Here is a 19202-nt window from a genome sequence, read left to right as displayed (position 1 = left end):
GGTCGACCGATGTTCCGCCGCTCGCGGCTCGCCGCCGCAACCACCGTCCTCGCCACCGCCGTGGCCACCGCCGTCGCCGCCCCCGCGGTGGCCCTCACCACCCCGGCGGCACCCGCCGCCGCGGACTTCGGCCCTGCCGAGATCCGCACCGGGATGTACGCCGGACCGAACGACCTCTGCCTGGAGGTCGCCGACTGGCGCACCGACAACGGCGCCCCCGTCCGGATCTGGACCTGCACCGGTGGCGCCAACCAGAAGTGGACCCAGACGGCCACCGGCTGGATCAACCAGTACAGCGGCAAGTGCCTGGAGATCCCGGCCTACAGCACCACCTGGGGCACCCAGGCAGGCCAGTGGACCTGCAACGGCGGCACCAACCAGAAGTGGAGCGACCCGCCCGCCAGCCACCCCGGCACCCCACGCCGGATCGTGAACGCCAACAGCGGCCTCGTCCTGGACGTCTCCGGCGGCGCACTGGCCGACGGCACCCCGGTGATCCAGTGGGAGTACTCCGCCGGGGCCAACCAGTTCTGGCACTACAACCCAGAGAAGGACCCCTACAGCTGACCCCGCGGCCGCCCGGGCCGCCGAGCAGCGATACCGTCCGCCCTGCACATCGAACTCCCGTTCGATGTCAACGGCTCCATGACCACCATCCCAGGGGGGAACCCATGACCGCAGCACCCGACCGCCACCGCCTGCGAACCGCCGCCGGCGCCCTCGCCGCCGCGGGCGCCCTCGCCCTCGCACTCGCCGCCCCGGCCCGCGCCGACGTGATCACACCCGGCTCCGAGGGCGTCCCCCGGACGTTCGTGAACGGGGCCACCACCAAGTGCCTGGAGGTCGCCGACTGGCGCACCGACGACGGCGCCCCCGTCCGCCAGTGGACCTGCACCGGCGGCGCCAACCAGCAGTGGATCTGGAGCGGGGACGGCCGGCTCGTCAACGCCCACAGCGGGAAGTGCCTGGAGATACCCGGCTACAGCACGGTCTGGGGCACCCAGGCCGACCAGTGGACCTGCGACGGCGGCACCAACCAGCGGTGGCAGATGGTCATCCCCCCGCGCTCGGCCTACTTCTACCTCCAGAACTCCACCAGCCGGCTCTTCCTGGACGTCTCCGGCGGCAGCGCCGACGACGGCACCCCGGTCATCCAGTGGCAGCCCACCGAGTCCGCCGTCAACCAGCTCTGGCGCTACGACCCGCCGTGGCGCTGACCCCGCCCGGCCCGGCCCGGTCACACACCACCGTCCAGCCCGGTGCCCTGGTAGGCCCTGGCCCCGGTTAGGCTCGGGCGGTGCCAGCGCCCGAACCCACCCCCGCACCCCCCGCCGCGCCGCGTCCGTCCTGGTGGCGGCCGGCGCTGCTGATCGCCCTGCTCGGCGCGGCGGCCGGGTCGCTGCTGCTGTGGAGCCCGACGGAGCTGCTGTCCGGCGGGCTCGCGGACCGGATGCCCTGGTACTGGTTCGGGCCGCTGTTCGCCCTGGTCTACGCGGTGGCGACGGTGGCCTTCGTGCCCCGGCCGGCGCTGAACGCGGCGGCCGGGCTGCTCCTCGGCATCCAGCAGGGCGTCCTCCTGGCCGTGCTCGGCACCACGCTGGGCGCCGCCCTGGCCTTCGGCCTCGGCCGGGGGCTCGGGCGGGACGCGCTCCGCCCGTACCTGCGGGGCAAGGTGCTCGGCGCCCTGGACCGGCGCTTCACCGAGCAGGGGTTCCGCAGCGTGCTGGTGCTGCGGCTGCTGCCCGGCATGCCGTTCCAGGCGGTCAACTACGGCGCCGCCTTCTCCGGGGCACGCTTCCGGCCGTTCGTCCTCGGCACCGCCGTCGGCTCGGTGCCGACCACGGCGGTCTACGTGACGGCGGCGGCCAGCTCGGGCGAGCCCGGGTCCGCGGCCTTCCTGCTGTCGGCGGGGGTGATCGCGCTGCTGGGGCTGGGCACCGTGGCCGGGCTCTGGCGGGCGGCCAGGACCCGCCGCCGGACGACGGCCGCCTGAGCGGCAGGCGGGCTCAGCGGCAGCCCGGCGTCACGGCCGGACGAAGCAGACCGGGCGAACAAATGAGTCGCGCCCCCTCGGCGCCGGACGCCAGGATGGCCCGCATGACCGAATCGAACCCGCGGGTGGACCCGCCGATGGCCGCCGACGAGGCCGCCACCCTCACCTCCTTCCTCGACTACCACCGCGCCACCCTGGCCCTCAAGTGCGAGGGGCTGACCGACGACCAGCTGCGCCTGCGCTCCGTCCCGCCGTCCTCCCTCTCGCTGCTCGGCCTGGTCCGGCACATGGCCGAGGTGGAGCATTACTGGTTCCAGATCATCCTGGGCGGCGGGGAGCTCACCAGCGGCATCTACTGGACCGAGGCCGATCCGGACGGCGACTTCGACCACGTCGACACCGCCGACGTCGCGGCCGACTTCGCCACCTGGCGCTCCGAGGTCGAGGCGGCCCGCGCCGCGGCGGCCGGCCTGCCGCTGGACACGGTGGCCAGGCGGCCGCGCCGCGGCGAGGAAGTGACGCTCCGCTGGATCCTCGCGCACATGGTGGAGGAGTACGCGCGACACAACGGCCACGCCGATCTTCTGCGCGAATTGATCGACGGCGCGACCGGCGAGTGAGCCGCCGCGCGAAATCGTTTCCGCATTGTTGACAGAAGGTCAATTAACCGGCGGCCACTACCGATATGGTCTACGCGCGCAACCGTACGGAGGCTCACCGCGTCTGCTCTCTTTGCCCGGGTCCGCCCGGGTTTCCGGCGCGGCACGACTCGTACGGGGGTCGCGAGCGGGCACGGGACCGGTGAACAGTGCGATACTCGGACAGTTCCGACGAGTGGATGACGTGTCAAGAACGGCACGCACCACCGGGGGGACCAGACGGGACGAGGCAGGGAGGCGCGGCATGGGAGCACTTCGCGACGAGCACCACAACGGGTGGCTGATGCCCTCGGGGAACTACCCGGCCGCGGTGTACGACGACGAGTGGGTGGACCAGGAGACGGTGCCTGCCGTCCCCTCACCCACGAAGATCGTCTCCCTGCGGCCGACGGGCTTCGAGGCGGCCCGCACGGTCGGTGAGCACATCCGGGCGAGCACCCCGGTGGTCATGGACCTCACCGAGATGACGGAGGCCGAGGCGAAGCGCATGGTCGACTTCGCCTCCGGGCTGATCTTCGGCACCCGCGGCGGCATCGAGCGGATCGCCCGCAGGGTCTTCCTGCTCACTCCGGCCGACGTCGAGGTCATGGTGATCGACCGCCCGCTGGACGAGACCGGCTTCTACAACCAGAGCTGAGCCGACCGGCGTCGACCGACGCGTCAGCAGCACCCCGACCGGGGACGGCACCCGCCGCCCCCGGTTTTTTGCTGCCCGGACGCCCTCCGCTCAGCGGATCATCTGAGACTCGCCTTTTAATTTTGAGACATCAATGTCTCAAATGAACTAGACTCGCCGCATGGCCACCGACCGCGACACCGTCCTCGAAGCCGCCGTCGGCGTGCTCTCCCGCCGCCCGACCGCCCACCTGGACGAGATCGCGCGCGCCGCCGGCATCAGCCGCGCCACGCTGCACCGGCTCTTCCCGGGCCGTGAGGCGCTGATCCGCGAGGTCGGCCTGCTCGGCCTGCGCCGGTTCGCCGCCGCACTGGACACCGCCGGGGTCGAGGAGGGCGACGCCGAGCCCGCGCTGCGCCGCCTGGTCGACGCCTCGGTGCCGGACGCCATGCTCTGCGCCTTCCTCGCCGGCGAGAACCAGCTCTACGACAACGACGAGATCAACGACCTCTGGGAGCTCCAGATCGCCCGGCTGCACGCGCTCTTCCTGCGCGGCCAGCAGCAGGGCGCGTTCCGGATCGAGCTGAGCGCCGCCTGGCTGAGCGAGGCCTTCTTCGACCTGGTCGCCGGCGTCGGCTGGGCCATCCAGGACGGCCGGCTCGCCCCGCGCGACGCCGCCTTCTCGCTCGCCGAGCTCTTCCTCGGCGGCGCCCTGCGCAGACCGGAGGCCACCGGCGCCACCGCGGGCCACAGCACCGCCGACCCCGGCACCACCGACCCCCTCACCTCGGACCGCAGCACCACCGACTGCAGACCGGACACCGATAAGCCATGAGTTCCCTGACCGCCCGCCAGCGCTGGACCGGCCTCGCCGTCCTCGTCCTGGCCGTGACCGTGGTCGCGCTGGACGCGACCGTCCTCTCCCTCGCCATCCCGTCGATCAGCGAGACGCTGCGCCCCAGCGGCACCCAGCTGCTCTGGATCGGCGACTCCTACTCCTTCGTCCTGGCCGGCCTGCTGGTCAGCATGGGCGCGCTGAGCGACCGGATCGGCCGCAAGAAGCTGCTGCTGGCCGGTGCCACCGCCTTCGGCGCCGCCTCGCTGCTGGCCGCCTACGCGCCCAGCGCGGGCTGGCTGATCGTGGCCCGCGCCCTGCTCGGCGTCGCCGGGGCGACGATCATGCCCTCCACCCTGTCGCTGATCCGCGGCCTCTTCCCGGACGACCGGGAGCGGGCCACCGCGATCGGCATCTGGGGCGCGGCCGCGACCGCCGGCGCCGCGCTCGGGCCGGTGGTCGGCGGGGCGCTGCTGGAGCACTTCTGGTGGGGTTCGGTGTTCCTGATGAACATCCCGGTGCTGCTCCTGCTGCTGGGCCTCGGCTTCTGGCTGCTGCCGGAGTCCAAGGACCCCAAGCCGGGCCGCTGGGACGTGCTGAGCGTCCTCCTGTCGCTGGCCGGGGTGATCGGCGTGGTCTACGCGGTCAAGGAGGCCGCCGCGCACGGCGTCGGCCGCTGGGACGTCCCGGTCACCTTCGCGCTGGGCGCCGCCGCGCTGACCGTCTTCGTCCGCCGCCAGCTGCGGCTGGAGACCCCGCTGCTCGACGTCCGGCTGTTCCGCGACCGGCGGTTCACGGCGGCGGTCTCGGCCTCGGCGATCTCCCTGGTCGGGCTCTCCGGTGTGATCTTCGTGGTCTCGCAGTACCTGCAGCTGGTCCGCGGCTACCAGCCGCTGCAGGCCGGCCTGGCCGAGCTGCCGGCCTTCGCCGGCTCGGTGGTCGGCGGTCTGCTGACCGCCCGGGTGGCCCGCCGCTTCGGCGCCCGCGGGGCGCTGACGGCCTGTCTGCTGGCGATGGGTCTGGGCGTCGGCGTGCTCGGCTGGCTGGGGCAGGACACCACCTACCTGATGCTGGCCGCCTCCTTCCTGCTGGTCGGGACGGCCGAGGGCGTGGTCTACACGCTCGGCGCCGACCTGGTGCTGAGCGCCGCGCCCGCCGACAAGGCCGGGGCCGCCTCGGCGGTCTCCGAGACGGCGTACGAGCTGGGCACCGCGCTCGGCATCGCCCTGGTCGGCTCGGTGGTCGGCTCGATCTACGCGAACGGGCTGGCCGTCCCGGCCGGGACGGACCCGGCGGTCGCCGCCCGGGCCGGCGAGTCGCTGGGCTCGGCGGTCGAGGCCGCGCAGGGGCTCTCGCCGGAGCTGGCGCAGCCGCTGCTGGCGAGCGCCAAGCAGGTCTTCGTCAGCGGCATGAACAGCGCCGGGCTGCTGGCCGCGGCCCTGCTGGTCGGCGCGGCCGTGATGGCCTGGCGGCTGCTGCGCGGGCTGTCCGGGCCGGGCGCGGCGGCGGGGACGCCCGTCGCGGCCTCGGGGGCCTCTGAGGTCGCGGAGGTCGCGGAGGTCGCGAAGACGTCCGAGGAGTCGGAGGCGTCGGAGACCGTCCGCGCGTGACCCGCTCCCCCTACGGAACGGCCGTTCTCCTGACGAGAACGGCCGTTTCCGTTTTCCGGCCGACCGTTCCGGTTGTTCCGCCGGGTCCGACCGGTCCGGCTGAACCGGCGGGTCCGCCCGCTACTGCCTCGCCCCGAAGGGCAGCTCCAGCTCGGCCCAGACGACCTTGCCGTCCCGGGTGAGCCGGCTGCCCCAGCGCTGCGCCAGCTCGCTGACCAGGAACATCCCCCGCCCGCCCTCGTCCTGCTCGGCGAAGGGACGCAGCTGCGGGGTCTGGCCGCCGGCGTCGGAGACCTCGACGGTGAGCACCCGGTCGCGGAAGAGCCGCAGCCGGCGCGGGGCGTCGGCGTGCAGCAGGGCGTTCGTGACCAGCTCGCTGACCAGCAGCTCGGCGTAGTCGGTGAGCGCGGTCAGGTTCCAGGCCTCCAGGGTGGCCCGGGTGAAGCGGCGGGCCCGCCCGGGCAGCCGGCCGCCGCCGCTGAGCGGGAGGGTGGCGATCCGGTCGGCGGGCAGCGGCAGCACCCGCGCCATGATCATCGCGATGTCGTCCTCGGTGCCGTCGGTGACCAGAGCGGCCAGCACGGCGTCGCAGTTCTCCTCCAGGGTCCGGCCGGGCCCGGAGAGCGTGCGGGCCAGCAGGTCGATCCCGTCGTCCAGGTCCTGGCCGCGCCGCTCGACCAGGCCGTCGGTGTACAGCGCGACCATGCCGCCCTCGGGGATGGCGAACTCGATGGACTCGAAGGCCACCCCGCCCACGCCCAGCGGCACGCCGGGCGGCACCTCGACCTTCTCGGCGGTGCCGTCGGGGGCGACCCGGACCGGCGGCAGGTGCCCGGCCGAGGCCACCTGGACGGTGCGCTCCAGCGGGTCGTAGACCGCGCAGATGCAGGTGGCGAACTGGCCCTCGCCGATTCCCGAGGCGGTCTCGTCCAGCCGGGTGAGGACCTGCTCGGGCGGCATGTCGAGGGTGGCGAGGGTCCGGGCGACGGTGCGCAGCTGGCCCATCGTGGCGGCGGCCCGGATGCCGTGGCCCATCACGTCGCCGACCACCAGGGCGACCCGCCCGCAGGACAGCGGGACCACGTCGAACCAGTCGCCGCCGACCTCGCTGGTCACGCTGCTGGGCAGGTAGCGGTAGGCGATCTCCAGTCCGAGGGTGCGGTGCACCTCCTGCGGCAGCAGGCTGCGCTGCAGAGTGAGGGCGGTCTCCCGCTCGCGGCGGTAGAGCCGGGCGTTGTCGAGCGCCAGCGCGGTGCGGGCGACCAGTTCCTCGGCGAGGGCGACGTCGGCGTCGGTGAACGGCTCGGGGTTGCGCATCCGGATGAACTCGGAGCCGCCGAGCACCATGCCCCGGGCGGTGATCGGCACCATCAGGTACGAGTGGATGCCCGCCGCCATCCCGGGGGCGACCCGGTCCTCGCTGGAGACCAGCCCGCGCAGCACCTCCTCGTCCACGTGGGCCCGCAGCAGCGGCTTCCCGCTGCGCAGGCACTGGGTGTAGCTGCGGTCGGGGGCGTACTCGGAGGTCTCGCCGACGACGTCCACGGCGTGCGCGAGGCCGGTCTCGTACTCCTCCCCGACGGCGACGGCGCGCAGGGTGACGGTCCGGTCGGCGGGGATCGCGGTGGGCTCGGAGCCGCGCAGCACCGGCTCCAGCAGGTCGACGGTGGCGAAGTCGGCGAACCGGGGGACGACGGCCTCGATCAGCTCCTCGGCGGTGCGCTGGAGGTCGAGGGTGGTACCGATCCGGGCGGTGGCCTCGGCGATGGTGGCGAGCCGCTCCTGGGCCCGGGCGGCGCGGGCCTCGGCCTGGGAGCGCTCGGTGACGTCGATGATGGAGGAACAGACGCCGAAGACCCGGCCGCTGGGGTCCTCCAGGCGGAAGTAGGAGGCGGACCAGGCGCGGTCCCGCTTGGGGTCGCCGGGAACGCGGCCGTGCGAGCGGGCGTCCACCACGGGCTTGCCGGTCTTCAGCACCTGCCGCATGGTCTGCTCGATCTCGGCGCTGTTGATGCCGGGCAGGACGGCGGATATCCGGCGGCCGAGGTGCGCGGCGACCGGCACGCCGTTCATCCGGGCCAGCGCCTCGTTGATCCGCACGTAGCGCAGGTCGGTGTCGTAGACGGCCATGCCGATCGGGGAGCGGCCGAAGATGCCGTCCAGCACCGCGAGGTCGGCCTCGACGGCGTGCACGGCGCGGGTGTCGGAGGCGGTGGCGAGGAGCAGCAGGGTGCCGCCCGGGCCGGCGATGGGGTGGGTGCGGAACTCCAGGTCCACGGTGTGGCCGTCGCGGTGACGGACCGGGAAGACCCCGGACCAGCCGGTGCCGCCCATGATCCGTTCGAAGAGGCCCAGCACCTCGGTGCGGTCGCCGCCGGTGGTGAGCAGCTGGGCGGCGTGACTGCCGACGGCCTCCTCGGAGGTGTAGCCGAGCAGCGCCTCGGCGTCCTCGCTCCAGTGCAGGATCAGGCCGTCGCCCTGGAGCAGGGCCGTGGCGAGCGGGACGAGCCGGTGACCTTCGGAACGTGTCGTGACTGCGGGGCTCGTGCCTTCCGGACTCGTGCCTGTGGGACTCGTGCCCACGGGACCGGGACGGGCCGGAGTGCGGCCCGGGGCAGGGTCGGCGGCGTCGGTCGCGTCCCACTCGTGTCCGTGCATGATCAGGCAGCACCCCGGTTCGGCTCGTGCCCGGCCGGGTGGGCCTCGCGGTCCGTTCCGGCCGGGATTCTTCTCCAGACTGCACGGACATCGGCCGCCCGGCGACCCCTTGGTCAGGGGTTTCCCGGTCGCTCCCGGTGTACGGGCGTCATGGGCGTACCGGGCGCAGCGTACCCTCAAGAACGCCCGCCCACTGCCGGATCACTCCGGATCGTCGGAGGCTGTCGTCGGTGAGCAGGTTGGCCAGTCCCAGCCCGCGCGCGAGGTCCAGCGTGGCCTGCACCGATTCGCGTACGCCCGGCCTGCTCTCGTCGGCGTCCAGGAATTCCACGGCGGCCCGGTGGGCCTCCCGGCCGACGTGACCCTCGAGCGTGATGATCCGCTCGCGCAGGGCCTGCTCGGTGGCGGCGGCGGTCCACAGGTGCAGGGCGGCGCGGAACAGCGGGCCGGTGTAGAGGCGGACGATCATGTCGACCACGGCGCGGGTGCGGTCGGGGCCGGCGGCCGGCAGCTCGTCCGCGTGGGCGCGGACGGCGGCCAGCCGCTCGGCGGTGACGTGCTCGACGGCCGCGGTGAAGAGGTCCTCGCGGGTCGGGAAGTGGTGCTGGGCGGCGCCCCGGGAGACCCCGGCCCGCTCGGCGACGACGCTGACGGTGGAGCCGTTCCAGCCGAGCTCGGCCAGGCAGTCCACGGCCGCCGCGAGCAGCCGGGCCCGGGTGGCGCGGCTGCGGTCCTGCTGGGGGGTGCGGGCGGTGGCGTGGCTGGTCATGGCTGCGGGCGGCTCCTGTTCCGGTGGGGGCGCGGCGGGTCGATCCTCACAGACGGGCACCGGTCCGCGCCCGCCGGGGCCCGTCCACTCCGGTCGGCGGCGGGCCCGGCGCCGGTCGGACGGCGGGCGCGGTACCGGTCGAACGGCGGGCCCGGTGCCGGTCGGCGGCGGGCTCAGCCGACGGCGGCGCGCGCGGCCTCGCGGGCGCGCAGTTCGCGGCGGAGGATCTTGCCGGCCGCGGACTTGGGGACGGCGTCCACGAACTCCACCGCGCGGACCTTCTTGTACGGGGCGACCTGTCCGGCGACGTACCCGGTGACCTCCTCGGCGGTCAGGCCGCTGCCGGGGGCGCGGACCACGAAGGCCTTGGGGCACTCGGTGCCGTCGGCGTCCCGGACACCGATCACGGCGGCGTCGGCGATCTGCGGGTGACCGAGCAGCACGGCCTCCTTGACCCGGTCGACGATGTGCAGGTAGCCGCGCTCGTCCACGAAGCCGACGTCCCCGGTGTGCAGCCAGCCCTCGGCGTCGACCACGGCGGCGGTCTCGGAGGGACGGCCGAGGTAGCCCTTCATCACCTGGGGGCCGCGGATCAGCAGCTCGCCGCGCTCCCCGGCGCCGAGGTCGCCGTCGGAGCCGTCCAGGGCGGCGATCCGCAGTTCGGTGGAGGGGACCATCCGGCCGACCGAGCCGCGCGAGGGCTCGCTCTCCCGGGGGGAGACCACATGGGTGACCGGGGACAGCTCGGTCATGCCGTAGCCCTGGAGCAGGTGCGTCAGGCCGAGGCGGCGGGCGCAGGCGGCGGCGAGCTCGTGGTCCAGCGGGGCGGCGGCGCACAGCAGGTACTCGACGGAGGAGAGGTCGAACCGCTCCACGACCGGGTGCTTGGCCAGGGCGAGCGCGATCGGCGGCGCCACCACCAGGGCCTGCACCCGGTGCTCCTCGACGGCGCGGCAGAACTGCTCCAGCTCGAAGCGGGGCAGCACGACCACGGTGGCGCCGCAGCGCAGCGGCTGGTTGAGCAGGGCCGTGAGGCCGTAGATGTGGAAGAAGGGCAGGACGGCCAGCACCCGCTCGCCCTCGGCGGGGCGGTAGAGGGCGTCGCACTGGGCGAGGTTGGTGGCGATCGAGCGGTGGGTGAGCATGACGCCCTTGGGCAGGCCGGTGGTGCCGCTGGAGTACGGCAGCACGGCGATGTCCTCGCCCGGGTCGATGGCCACCTCGGGGGCGGGACCGGAGACGGCCAGCAGGTCGGCGAGCGAGCGGTGTCCGTCGGCGCCGTCCAGCACGACGATCTCGGTCAGCGGCCGGCCCTCCTCGGCGAGCAGGGCGGCGGCGGTACGGGCGGTGGGCAGGAACGGGGAGACGGTGACCAGCCAGCGGGCGCCGCTGTCGCGCAGCTGGCCGGCCAGTTCGGCGGGCGTGGCCAGCGAGGACACCGTGGTCACGGTGGCGCCGGCCCGGGTTGCGCCGTAGTAGGCCATCGGGTACGCGGTCGAGTTGGGGCTGAAGAGGGCGAGCACGTCGCCCCGGGTCAGGCCTGATCCGGCCAGGGCGGCGGCGACCCGCTCGACGGCGGCGGCGAGCTGCGCGTAGCTGACCCGCTCCCCGGTGAGGCCGTCGATCAGGGCCGGCCGGTCCCCGTACCGGGCCGCGGCACCGAGGACCGCGTCATGGATCGGCAGGTCGACCACGGGGACGTCCGGGAACTCGCTTCGGAACACCAAGGCATGCCTCCAGTAAGGAAGTTGACGCTGCAACAAAACCTGCGAGGGCGCGCTCAGGAGCATACGGACAGTCAGGGGGGAGGCTGGGCCATTGTGGGGAACCGGCGCCGGCGCCCGCGTGGCGCGGTTGCCCCCGGGGCCGCCCACCCCGACGGTGTTGGACCACGGCCGCCCGCCCCCGGGTGCGGCCCAGAACCCTGGAGCAGCCCCGTGCGCACCACCTCCCATCCCCTCCCACCGGCCCGTCGGCTGCTCGCCGCAGCCGGCGCCGCCCTCGCGCTCACCCTCGGCGCCGCCCCGGCCGCGCTGGCCGCGCCGGGCGACAACGGTGACGTCAAGATCCACAATGAGACCACTCCGGTGGACGACACCCGGGACGAACCCAAGGTCTGCCGGTTCTACCTGGACGCCTTCAACTTCGACACCCTCCAGCTGGTCAGCTGGACCATCTCGCAGCAGCCGCCGACCGGCAACGCCCTGGTGCTGGCCGGCTCGATCGTGCTGACCAACGGCACCGGCTCCACCCAGACGTACAGCCTTCCGGACGGGCACTACAAGCTCGAATGGACGTTCGTCGGCGAGACCGGCAACGCCAAGCAGAAGGTCTTCGACGTCTCCTGCGCCACCTCGTCACCCTCGTCCTCGCCCTCCTCCTCGCCCAGCGGCTCCCCCTCGCCCAGCGGCTCCCCGTCGCCCAGCGGTTCGCCCTCGCCGAGTGGTTCACCCTCCACCAGCCCCTCCCCCGGCGTCTCGCCCAGCCACTCGCCCGGCCACTCGCCCACACCCGGCCCGCACGGCGGGGTCGGCACCGGCGGCGGCGGCACCTCCGGGGCGAACGCCGCCGAGGTGATCGGCGGCGTCGCCCTGGTCGTCGGCGCCGGCGGGCTCGGCGTCCGCGCGCTGCGCCGCCGTCCCGGACACAATGCCGGTTCCTGACCGTCCGCACCGCGCCCCGCGCGACGGCTCCGGCCCCTGGCGGGCCGGGGTCGCCGCGCTGGTGCTAGCGGCGGGCGGCCTCTGGATGGTCCACGACGGCACCACCGGCCGGAACGGGCCGCCGCTGCCGCCCGTCCCCGCCACCTCACCGGCCGCCGCACCGTCACCGGCCACCGTGCCCACCCCGGCACCGGCCGCCGCGCCCACCCCGCCACCGGTGCCCGCCGCGCCACCGCTGCCGGCCTCGCCGCCGACCAGGATCCGGATCCCCTCGATCAAGGTCGACGCCCCGGTCACCGGCCTCGGACTCACCACCGCCCGCCAGCTGGCCACCCCGCCGATGGAGCAGCGCAACCTGACCGGCTGGTACCGCGACGGCGCCGCGCCCGGGGCCGCCGGGAACGCGCTCGTCGTCGGGCACGCCGACAACCGCACCGGACCGGCGGTCTTCTACCGGCTCGGACTGCTGCGCCCCGGCGACACCGTCGAGGTGACCCGCAAGGACCGGCGCACCGCCGTGTTCACCGTCGACTCCGTCCAGGTCTTCCCGAAGAAGGACTTCCCGGACGCCCTGGTGTACGGCGGCGGCAGCGCCGACCGCGCCGAACTGCGGCTGATCACCTGCGGCGGCAAGTTCGACCGGAAGACCGGGTACGAGGCCAACACCGTGGTGTTCGCCCACCTGTCCTCCACCCGGTGACTCAGCGCGACCCGGCGACTCAGTACGACTTCGGCAGGCCGAGGGTGTGCTGGGCGACGAAGTTGAGCACCATCTCCCGGCTCACCGGGGCCACCCGGCCGACCCGGGTGGCGGCCAGCAGCGCGCCCAGCCCGTACTCCTGGGTGAGGCCGTTGCCGCCGAGGGTCTGCACCGCCTGGTCGACGGTGCGGGCGGCGGCCTCACCGGCCGCGTACTTGGCCATGTTGGCGGCCTCACCGGCGGCGAGGTCCTCGCCCGCGTCGCAGAGCAGCCCGGCCTTCTGGGTCATCAGCCGGGCCAGCTCGATCTCCACCGCGCACTGGGCCAGCGGGTGGGCCAGGCCCTGGTGGGCGCCGATCGGGGTGGACCACACCGTACGGGTCTTCGCGTACTCGACCGCCTTGCCGAGGGCCTGGCGGGCGAGGCCGAGCGAGAACGCGGCGGTCAGGACGCGCTCCGGGTTGAGGCCCGCGAACAGCTGGAGCAGGCCCGCGTCCTCGTCGCCGACCAGGGCGTCGGCGGGCAGCCGGACGTCGTCCAGGAAGACCTGGAACTGCTTCTCGGGGGCGACCAGCTCCATCGGGATCGGCCGGAACTCGAACCCCGGGGTCTCGCGCGGGACGACGAACAGACAGGGCTTGAGCCTGCCGGTGCGGGCGTCTTCGGTGCGGGCCACGAACAGCACCGCGTCGCAGTGGTCGATGCCGGAGACGAACACCTTGCGGCCGGTGAGCAGCCAGTCCTCGCCGTCGCGGCGGGCCACGGTGGATATCCGGTGCGCGTTGGAACCGGCGTCCGGCTCGGTGATGCCGAAGGCCATCCGGCGGCTGCCGTCGGCCAGGCCGGGCAGCCAGCGCTGCTTCTGCTCCTCGGTGCCGTAGCGGGCGATCACCGTGCCGCAGATCGCCGGGGAGACGATCAGCAGCAGCAACGGGCAGCCGGCGGTGCCGAGTTCCTCCAGGACGATGGCGAGGTCGGTGATGCCGCCGCCCCCGCCGCCGTACTCGGCGGGCAGGTTGACGCCGAGGTAGCCGGCCTTGCCGGCCTCCGCCCACAGTTCGTCGGCGGGCTCGCCGGCCCGGGCCTTGGCGAGGTAGTAGGTGGAGCCGTAGCGGCGGCCGAGATCGCCGACGGCCTGGCGCAGGGCCCGGCGCTCGGGGGTTTCCAGGAGCTGACTGCCGATGGCGGACATGTGGGGTCCTTCCTCAGTCATCTTGGCGGGACTCTTGCGGCGACTCTTGGGGGGACTTGACGACGGCGAGCAGGGTGCCGGGTTCGACCTGCTGGCCCGGGGTGGCGCGGAGTTCGACGAGGACGCCGTCGGCCGGTGCGGTGACGCGGTGCTCCATCTTCATCGCCTCCAGCACGAGCAGCGGCTGTCCCGCGGTGACGGTGTCGCCCGCGACGGCGGTGGTGCGGAGCACCGTGCCGGGCATCGGGGCGAGCAGGGCTCCGGGTTCGGTGCGGACGGTGGGGTCGGGGAAGCGCGGAAGGGCGGTGAGCGCGGTGCCGCCGGCGGGGGTGTCGACGTACACCCGGTCGCCGTAGCGGGTGACGTGGTAGCGGCGGCGGACCCCGCCCTCGCTCAGGACGACCGACTCCGGTGCGGCGCTCACGAGTTCGACGTCCGGGTGGTCCTCAGCCCGCAGCCCCGCCCGGGTGAGGCGGTAGCGGACCTCCGACTCGGTTCCGTCGTCCGCCCGGTAGCGCTTGAGCTGCGGCTGGGAGGGCAGGTTGCGCCAGCCGGACGGGAGGGCGGTGCGACGGGCGGCGGCGTCGGCCAGCGCGGCGGCCAGGGCCGCGCGGCCGGCGCCCCCGGCGTCCGGTGGGGTGAGCTCCGCGGCGTGCTCGGCCAGGAATCCGGTGTGCAGGTGCCCGGCCAGGAAGGCCGGGTGCCGCAGCGCCCGGACCAGCGACTCCCGGTTGGTCGACGGCCCGTGGATCCGCGCGCGGGCCAGCGCGTCCGCCAGCCGGCGGGCCGCGGCCGCCCGGGTCGGCGCCCAGGCGATCACCTTCGCGAGCATCGCGTCGTAGTGCGGGGTGACCTCGCTGCCCGCCGCCACCCCGGAGTCCAGCCGTACGCCGGATCCCTCCGGCCCGCCACCACCGCCGGTGAACTCCTGGTGCGGAACGGTGAGTTCGAGGCAGTGCAGGGTGCCGGTGGCGGGCCGCCAGTCCTTCGCCGGATCCTCCGCGTACAGCCGGGCCTCGATCGCGTGACCGCGGCTCGCCGGCGGCAGCGGCGGCAGCTCCTCCCCTTCGGCGACGGCGAGTTGGAGCGCCACCAGGTCCAGCCCGGTGAGCGCCTCGGTCACCGGGTGCTCGACCTGGAGGCGGGTGTTCATCTCCAGGAAGTAGAACCGGCCGTCCTCGTCGAGCAGGAACTCGGCGGTGCCGGCGCCGACGTAGCCGATCGTGCGGGCCGCCGTGACCGCGGCCGCGTGCAGCTCGGCGCGGACCTCCGCCGGGAGGCCGGGCGCCGGCGCCTCCTCGATCACCTTCTGGTGCCGCCGTTGCAGCGAACAGTCGCGGTCGCCGACCGCCCAGACCGTGCCGTGCGCGTCGGCCAGCAGCTGGACCTCGACGTGCCGGCCGGTGGGCAGGTAGCGCTCGCAGAACACCTCGTCCGAGCCGAAGGCCTTCGCCGCCTCGACGCCCGCGGCCGCCAACTCGCCGGGCAGGTCGGCCAGCCGGTGGACCACGCGCATGCCCCGGCCGCCACCGCCCGCCGCGGCCTTGACCAGCACCGGCAGGTCCGCCTCGGTCGGTTCGGCCAGCGCGCCCAGGACGGGCACCCCGGCCGCGGCCATCAGGCGCTTGGCGGCGGTCTTGGAGCCCATCGCGGCGATCGCGGCCGGCGGCGGGCCGACCCAGACCAGGCCCGCGTCCAGCACGGCCTGCGCGAACTCGGCGCTCTCGGACAGGAATCCGTACCCGGGGTGGACGGCGTCGGCCCCGGCCGCGAGCGCGGCCCGGACGATCGAGTCGCCGCGCAGATAGGTGTCGGCGGGCGCGGCCCCTGGCAGCCGGACGGCCGCGTCGGCCTCGCGCACGTGCGGGGCGTCGGCGTCCGGGTCGGAGTGGACGGCGGTGGTCGCGATGCCGAGCTCCCGGCAGGTACGGAAGACCCGGCGGGCGATCTCGCCCCGGTTGGCGACCAGCAGGTTGCCGATCGACGTCGTGGAAGTCATTGGTGGCTCCGTTGGCAGAGGCTCGCTCACAGGCGGAAGACGCCGTACCCGCGTGCGCCCTCGACCGGCGCGTTGTGGATCGCGGACAGGCACAGGCCGAGCACGGTACGGGTGTCGCGCGGGTCGATCACGCCGTCGTCGTAGAGGCGGCCGGACAGGAACACCGGCAGCGACTCGGCCTCGATCTGCTGCTCGACCATCGCCCGGATCGCCGCGTCCGCGTCCTCGTCGTAGGGCTGCCCCTTCGCCGCCGCCGACTGCCGGGCCACGATCGACAGCACCCCGGCGAGCTGCTGCGGGCCCATCACCGCCGACTTGGCGCTCGGCCAGGAGAACAGGAAGCGCGGCTCGTACGCCCGGCCGCACATGCCGTAGTGGCCGGCCCCGTAGGAGGCGCCCATCAGCACGGAGAGGTGGGGGACGGTGGAGTTGGCGACGGCGTTGATCATCATCGCGCCGTGCTTGATGATGCCGCCCTGCTCGTAGTCCTTGCCGACCATGTAGCCGGTGGTGTTGTGCAGGAACAGCAGCGGGGTGTTCCGCTGGTTCGCCAACTGGATGAACTGGGCGGCCTTCTGGGACTCGGCGCTGAACAGGACGCCCTGCGCGTTGGCCAGGACCCCGACCGGATAGCCGTGCAGCCGGGCCCAGCCGGTGCACAGGCTGGAGCCGTAGAGCGGCTTGAACTCGTCGAAGTCGGAGCCGTCGACCAGCCGGGCGATCACCTCGCGCGGGTCGAAGGGCACCTTGAGGTCGCCCGGGACGATGCCCAGCAGCTCCTCCTCGGCGTACTTCGGCGGCTCGGCGAACCGGTCCGGCCCGGGGCCCGGCTTGCGGTGGTCCAGCCGGGCGACGATCCGCCGGGCCAGCCGCACCGCGTCCACCTCGTCCACCGCGAAGTGGTCGGCGAGGCCGGAGGTGCGGGCGTGCATCTCCGCGCCGCCGAGCGACTCGTCGTCGGCCTCCTCCCCGGTGGCCATCTTGACCAGCGGCGGACCGCCGAGGAACACCTTGGCGCGCTCCTTGACCAGCACGGTGTGGTCGGACATGCCGGGAACGTACGCGCCGCCGGCCGTCGAATTGCCGAACACCACGGCCACGGTGGGGATTCCGGCGGCGGACAGCCGGGTGAGGTCGCGGAACAGGGCGCCGCCGGGGATGAAGATCTCCTTCTGGCTGGGCAGGTCCGCGCCGCCGGACTCGACCAGGTTCACCAGCGGGAGGCGGTTGCCCAGCGCGACCTCGTTGGCCCGCAGCGCCTTGCGCAGCGTCCACGGGTTGCTGGCCCCGCCGCGCACGGTCGGGTCGTTGGCGGTGATCACGCACTCCACGCCCTCGATCACCCCGATGCCGGTGACCAGCGCGGCACCGACCGGGAACTCGCTGCCCCACGCCGCCAGCGGGGACAGCTCCAGGAACGGCGAATCCGGGTCGACCAGCAACTCGATCCGCTCCCGGGCCGTCAGCTTGCCGCGCTTGCGGTGGCGCTCCACGTACTTGGGGCCGCCGCCGGCCAGCGCCTTGGCGTGCTCGGCGTCCAGCTCGGCGAGCTTGGCGAGCATCGCGGCACAGTGCTCGGCGTACTCCGGCCCGGCCGGGTCGATTCGGGTGGGCAGGACGGTCACGACACGGCCTCCGGACTGTCGAGGAGCTGGGTCGGGATGTCGAGGTGGCGCGAACGGAGCCACTCCCCGAGGGCCTTGGCCTGCGGGTCGAAGCGGTGCCGGGCGGCGACGCCCTCGCCGAGCAGCCCGGCGACGGTGAAGTTGACCGCCCACAGGTTCGGGAGGAGATGCCGGGTGACGGTCAACTCCTCCGTCTCCGGCAGGAGTTCCTTGATCCGCTCGACCGTGAGGACGTGCGCCAGCCAACGCCAGCCGTCCTCCGTGCGGGCCCAGACGCCCAGGTTGGCGTCGCCGCCCTTGTCACCGCTGCGGGCACCGGCCACCAGGCCGAGCGGCGCGCGCCGGGCGGGGCCGGGCGGCAGCGGCTCGGGCAGCCGGTGCCCGACCTCTGCGGATCCGCCGGTGACCGGCGCCGGCGGTACGGCGATCCGGCGGCCGTCCGGCAGCACCGCGGTGTGTTCGACCGTCTTGGCGTCGACGTACGCGGCGGTGAACACCCCGTACGGCGCACCCGGCCCCGGCGGGGCGGTGAGATGGAAGCCCGGGTAGCCGGCCAGGCCCAACTCCACAGCGGCCTTGCCGAGTTCACGTCCTACCTTGGCCGGGTCCGGGTCGCGGGCGGTCAGCCGGAGGAGGGCGGAGGCGGCCTCCCCGGTCGGGGCGTCCGGGTGGTCGGTGCGGGCGAGCGTCCAGCGCAGTTCGGCCGGGCCGGCCCCGGGCGGCAGGGCCTCGGCGAACTGCCGTCGCACCAGGTCGGCCTTGGCCTCGACGTCCAGACCGGTGAGGACGAAGACCACCTCGTTGTGGTGGCCGCCGAGCGCGTTGAGGCCGACCTTCAGCGTGGCCGGCGGGGCCTCGCCCCGGACGCCGTCGATCCGGACCCGGTCCTGGCCCTCCGCACTGAGCCGGACGGTGTCCAGCCGGGCGGTCACGTCCGGGCCCAGGTAGTGTGGTCCGCCGGTCTCGTAGAGGAGTTGGGCGGTCACGGTGCCCACGGTGACGGCGCCGCCGGTCCCCGGGTGCTTGGTGATCACACTGGAGCCGTCGGCGTGCAGTTCGGCGATCGGGAAGCCGGGCCTGGTCACGTCGTGCTCGCCGAAGAACGCGTAGTTGCCGCCCGTCGCCTGGGCGCCGCACTCCAGCACGTGCCCGGCGACCACCGCGCCCGCCAGCGCGTCCAGGTCCGTCGGCTCCCACCCGAAGTGCGCGATCCCCGGCCCGACGACCAGCGCCGCGTCCGTCACCCGGCCGGTGACCACCAGCTCGGCGCCCTCCCGCAGACAGGCCGCGATGCCGAACCCGCCGAGATAGGCGTTGGCCGCCAACAGCCCTTCCGGTAAACCGAGTTCCGCCCTGCGCGGCAGCAGGTCGTCCCCCTCGACGTGCGCCACGGCCGTCTCCACGCCCAGCCGCCGGGCCAACTCGCGCAGCTCGTCGGCCAGTCGCGCCGGATTGAGGCCGCCCGCGTTCACCACGATCGCCACACCGCGCTCGCGCGCCAGCCCGAGACACTCCTCCATCTGCCGCAGGAAGGTCCGGGCGTACCCCCGCGACGGGTCCTTCAGCCGGTCCCGCGCCAGGATGAGCATGGTCAGCTCGGCCAGATAGTCCCCGGTCAGCACGTCCAACGGCCCACCGGTCAGCATCTCCCGCACCGCGGCGAACCGGTCCCCGTAGAACCCCGAGGCGTTCCCGATCCGCAGCCCCACCCGCTCGACCACCAATGCCCCTCCCCTGCCGAAGAGTTGGCGACGCCCCCGCACGAGCGCCGTCGGGCAGCAGCGTGGCACCGCCCGGAGAAAAAAGCAATCATGCCTGCTTGTTTTCCCGACACCCACCTGCCCCGCCGAGCCGGGGCCGACGGAACCGCCCGGGGCTGCGGG

General features: G+C 74.2%; 16 protein-coding genes. 9 read left to right on the top strand and 7 right to left on the bottom strand.

The annotated features are described in order from the left end of the window. Positions 1-9: 9 nt before the first annotated feature. The 7 genes from IE332_RS24760 (at position 10) to IE332_RS24730 (ending at position 5713) form a co-directional block, all read left to right on the top strand. Positions 10-567, top strand: a complete 558-nt coding sequence (locus IE332_RS24760) for an RICIN domain-containing protein (RefSeq protein WP_189920309.1) — start codon at positions 10-12, stop codon at positions 565-567. A 104-nt stretch (positions 568-671) separates the two neighbouring features. Continuing rightward, entirely contained in the window at positions 672-1217 is a 546-nt protein-coding gene (locus tag IE332_RS24755; RefSeq protein ID WP_189920307.1) for an RICIN domain-containing protein, read from the top strand. A gap of 80 nt (positions 1218-1297) precedes the next feature. Next, complete coding sequence (locus tag IE332_RS24750; RefSeq protein ID WP_189920305.1) at positions 1298-1993, top strand: TVP38/TMEM64 family protein; 696 nt, start codon at positions 1298-1300, stop codon at positions 1991-1993. 104 nt (positions 1994-2097) lie between these two features. Beyond that, the gene (locus IE332_RS24745; RefSeq protein WP_189920303.1) at positions 2098-2613 is read left to right on the top strand and encodes a DinB family protein; all 516 of its coding nucleotides are present in this window, start codon (positions 2098-2100) and stop codon (positions 2611-2613) included. Between the two features lie 283 nt (positions 2614-2896). Continuing rightward, positions 2897-3289 (top strand): cell division protein SepF, encoded by a 393-nt coding sequence (locus IE332_RS24740; RefSeq protein WP_189920301.1) that lies wholly within the window; start codon positions 2897-2899, stop codon positions 3287-3289. A 160-nt stretch (positions 3290-3449) separates the two neighbouring features. Then, on the top strand, positions 3450-4103 hold the full coding sequence (locus IE332_RS24735; RefSeq protein WP_189920299.1) for a TetR/AcrR family transcriptional regulator: 654 nt from the start codon (positions 3450-3452) through the stop codon (positions 4101-4103). After that, the gene (locus tag IE332_RS24730; RefSeq protein WP_189920297.1) at positions 4100-5713 is read left to right on the top strand and encodes an MFS transporter; all 1614 of its coding nucleotides are present in this window, start codon (positions 4100-4102) and stop codon (positions 5711-5713) included. The genes IE332_RS24735 and IE332_RS24730 overlap by 4 nt, the downstream gene beginning before the upstream one ends. 120 nt (positions 5714-5833) lie before the next feature. Here the strand turns inward: IE332_RS24730 and IE332_RS24725 are convergent, their stop codons facing one another. The 3 genes from IE332_RS24725 to IE332_RS24715 all read right to left on the bottom strand — a co-directional run bounded on the left by IE332_RS24725 (position 5834) and on the right by IE332_RS24715 (position 10867). Further along, on the bottom strand, positions 5834-8371 hold the full coding sequence (locus tag IE332_RS24725) for a SpoIIE family protein phosphatase (protein ID WP_189920295.1): 2538 nt from the start codon (positions 8369-8371) through the stop codon (positions 5834-5836). Positions 8372-8519: 148 nt separating this feature from the next. Beyond that, positions 8520-9140, bottom strand: a complete 621-nt coding sequence (locus tag IE332_RS24720) for a TetR/AcrR family transcriptional regulator (RefSeq protein WP_189920293.1) — start codon at positions 9138-9140, stop codon at positions 8520-8522. A gap of 173 nt (positions 9141-9313) precedes the next feature. Next, complete coding sequence (locus tag IE332_RS24715; RefSeq protein WP_189920291.1) at positions 9314-10867, bottom strand: AMP-binding protein; 1554 nt, start codon at positions 10865-10867, stop codon at positions 9314-9316. Between the two features lie 210 nt (positions 10868-11077). Between IE332_RS24715 and IE332_RS24710 the strand changes: the two genes are divergently transcribed. Continuing rightward, complete coding sequence (locus IE332_RS24710) at positions 11078-11803, top strand: hypothetical protein (protein WP_189920280.1); 726 nt, start codon at positions 11078-11080, stop codon at positions 11801-11803. Beyond that, the gene (locus IE332_RS24705) at positions 11790-12503 is read left to right on the top strand and encodes a class F sortase (RefSeq protein ID WP_229928880.1); all 714 of its coding nucleotides are present in this window, start codon (positions 11790-11792) and stop codon (positions 12501-12503) included. Before IE332_RS24710 ends, IE332_RS24705 begins: the two co-directional genes overlap by 14 nt. 19 nt (positions 12504-12522) lie before the next feature. Here the strand turns inward: IE332_RS24705 and IE332_RS24700 are convergent, their stop codons facing one another. Genes IE332_RS24700 through IE332_RS24685 form a run of 4 tightly spaced genes read right to left on the bottom strand, consistent with a single transcriptional unit; the run spans position 12523 to position 19040 of the window. Further along, entirely contained in the window at positions 12523-13695 is a 1173-nt protein-coding gene (locus IE332_RS24700; protein ID WP_189920278.1) for an acyl-CoA dehydrogenase family protein, read from the bottom strand. A 13-nt stretch (positions 13696-13708) separates the two neighbouring features. Next, positions 13709-15694: an acetyl/propionyl/methylcrotonyl-CoA carboxylase subunit alpha gene (locus IE332_RS24695; protein ID WP_189920275.1), complete on the bottom strand. Its 1986-nt coding sequence runs from the start codon at positions 15692-15694 to the stop codon at positions 13709-13711. Between the two features lie 26 nt (positions 15695-15720). Next, positions 15721-17319, bottom strand: a complete 1599-nt coding sequence (locus tag IE332_RS24690; protein ID WP_189920273.1) for an acyl-CoA carboxylase subunit beta — start codon at positions 17317-17319, stop codon at positions 15721-15723. Then, positions 17316-19040, bottom strand: a complete 1725-nt coding sequence (locus IE332_RS24685; RefSeq protein WP_268256604.1) for an acyclic terpene utilization AtuA family protein — start codon at positions 19038-19040, stop codon at positions 17316-17318. The genes IE332_RS24690 and IE332_RS24685 overlap by 4 nt, the downstream gene beginning before the upstream one ends. Between the last annotated feature and the right edge of the window lie 162 nt (positions 19041-19202).

Origin of the sequence: Kitasatospora xanthocidica (genome assembly GCF_014656195.1) — a bacterium.
Classification (GTDB): domain Bacteria; phylum Actinomycetota; class Actinomycetes; order Streptomycetales; family Streptomycetaceae; genus Kitasatospora; species Kitasatospora xanthocidica.
The sequence above is the reverse complement of the archived record's forward strand: the minus strand, read 5'-3'. Positions and strand labels throughout refer to the sequence as shown.

Bases quoted from the DNA above. Each gene is read 5' to 3' on its own strand.
- IE332_RS24760 (WP_189920309.1), top strand. From the start codon at position 10: ATGTTCCGCCGCTCGCGGCTCGCCGCCGCAACCACCGTCCTCGCCACC.
- IE332_RS24755 (WP_189920307.1), top strand. From the start codon at position 672: ATGACCGCAGCACCCGACCGCCACCGCCTGCGAACCGCCGCCGGCGCC.
- IE332_RS24745 (WP_189920303.1), top strand. From the start codon at position 2,098: ATGACCGAATCGAACCCGCGGGTGGACCCGCCGATGGCCGCCGACGAG.
- IE332_RS24740 (WP_189920301.1), top strand. From the start codon at position 2,897: ATGGGAGCACTTCGCGACGAGCACCACAACGGGTGGCTGATGCCCTCG.
- IE332_RS24735 (WP_189920299.1), top strand. From the start codon at position 3,450: ATGGCCACCGACCGCGACACCGTCCTCGAAGCCGCCGTCGGCGTGCTC.
- IE332_RS24730 (WP_189920297.1), top strand. From the start codon at position 4,100: ATGAGTTCCCTGACCGCCCGCCAGCGCTGGACCGGCCTCGCCGTCCTC.
- IE332_RS24725 (WP_189920295.1), bottom strand. From the start codon at position 8,371: ATGCACGGACACGAGTGGGACGCGACCGACGCCGCCGACCCTGCCCCG.
- IE332_RS24720 (WP_189920293.1), bottom strand. From the start codon at position 9,140: ATGACCAGCCACGCCACCGCCCGCACCCCCCAGCAGGACCGCAGCCGC.
- IE332_RS24705 (WP_229928880.1), top strand. From the start codon at position 11,790: ATGCCGGTTCCTGACCGTCCGCACCGCGCCCCGCGCGACGGCTCCGGC.
- IE332_RS24700 (WP_189920278.1), bottom strand. From the start codon at position 13,695: ATGTCCGCCATCGGCAGTCAGCTCCTGGAAACCCCCGAGCGCCGGGCC.
- IE332_RS24695 (WP_189920275.1), bottom strand. From the start codon at position 15,694: ATGACTTCCACGACGTCGATCGGCAACCTGCTGGTCGCCAACCGGGGC.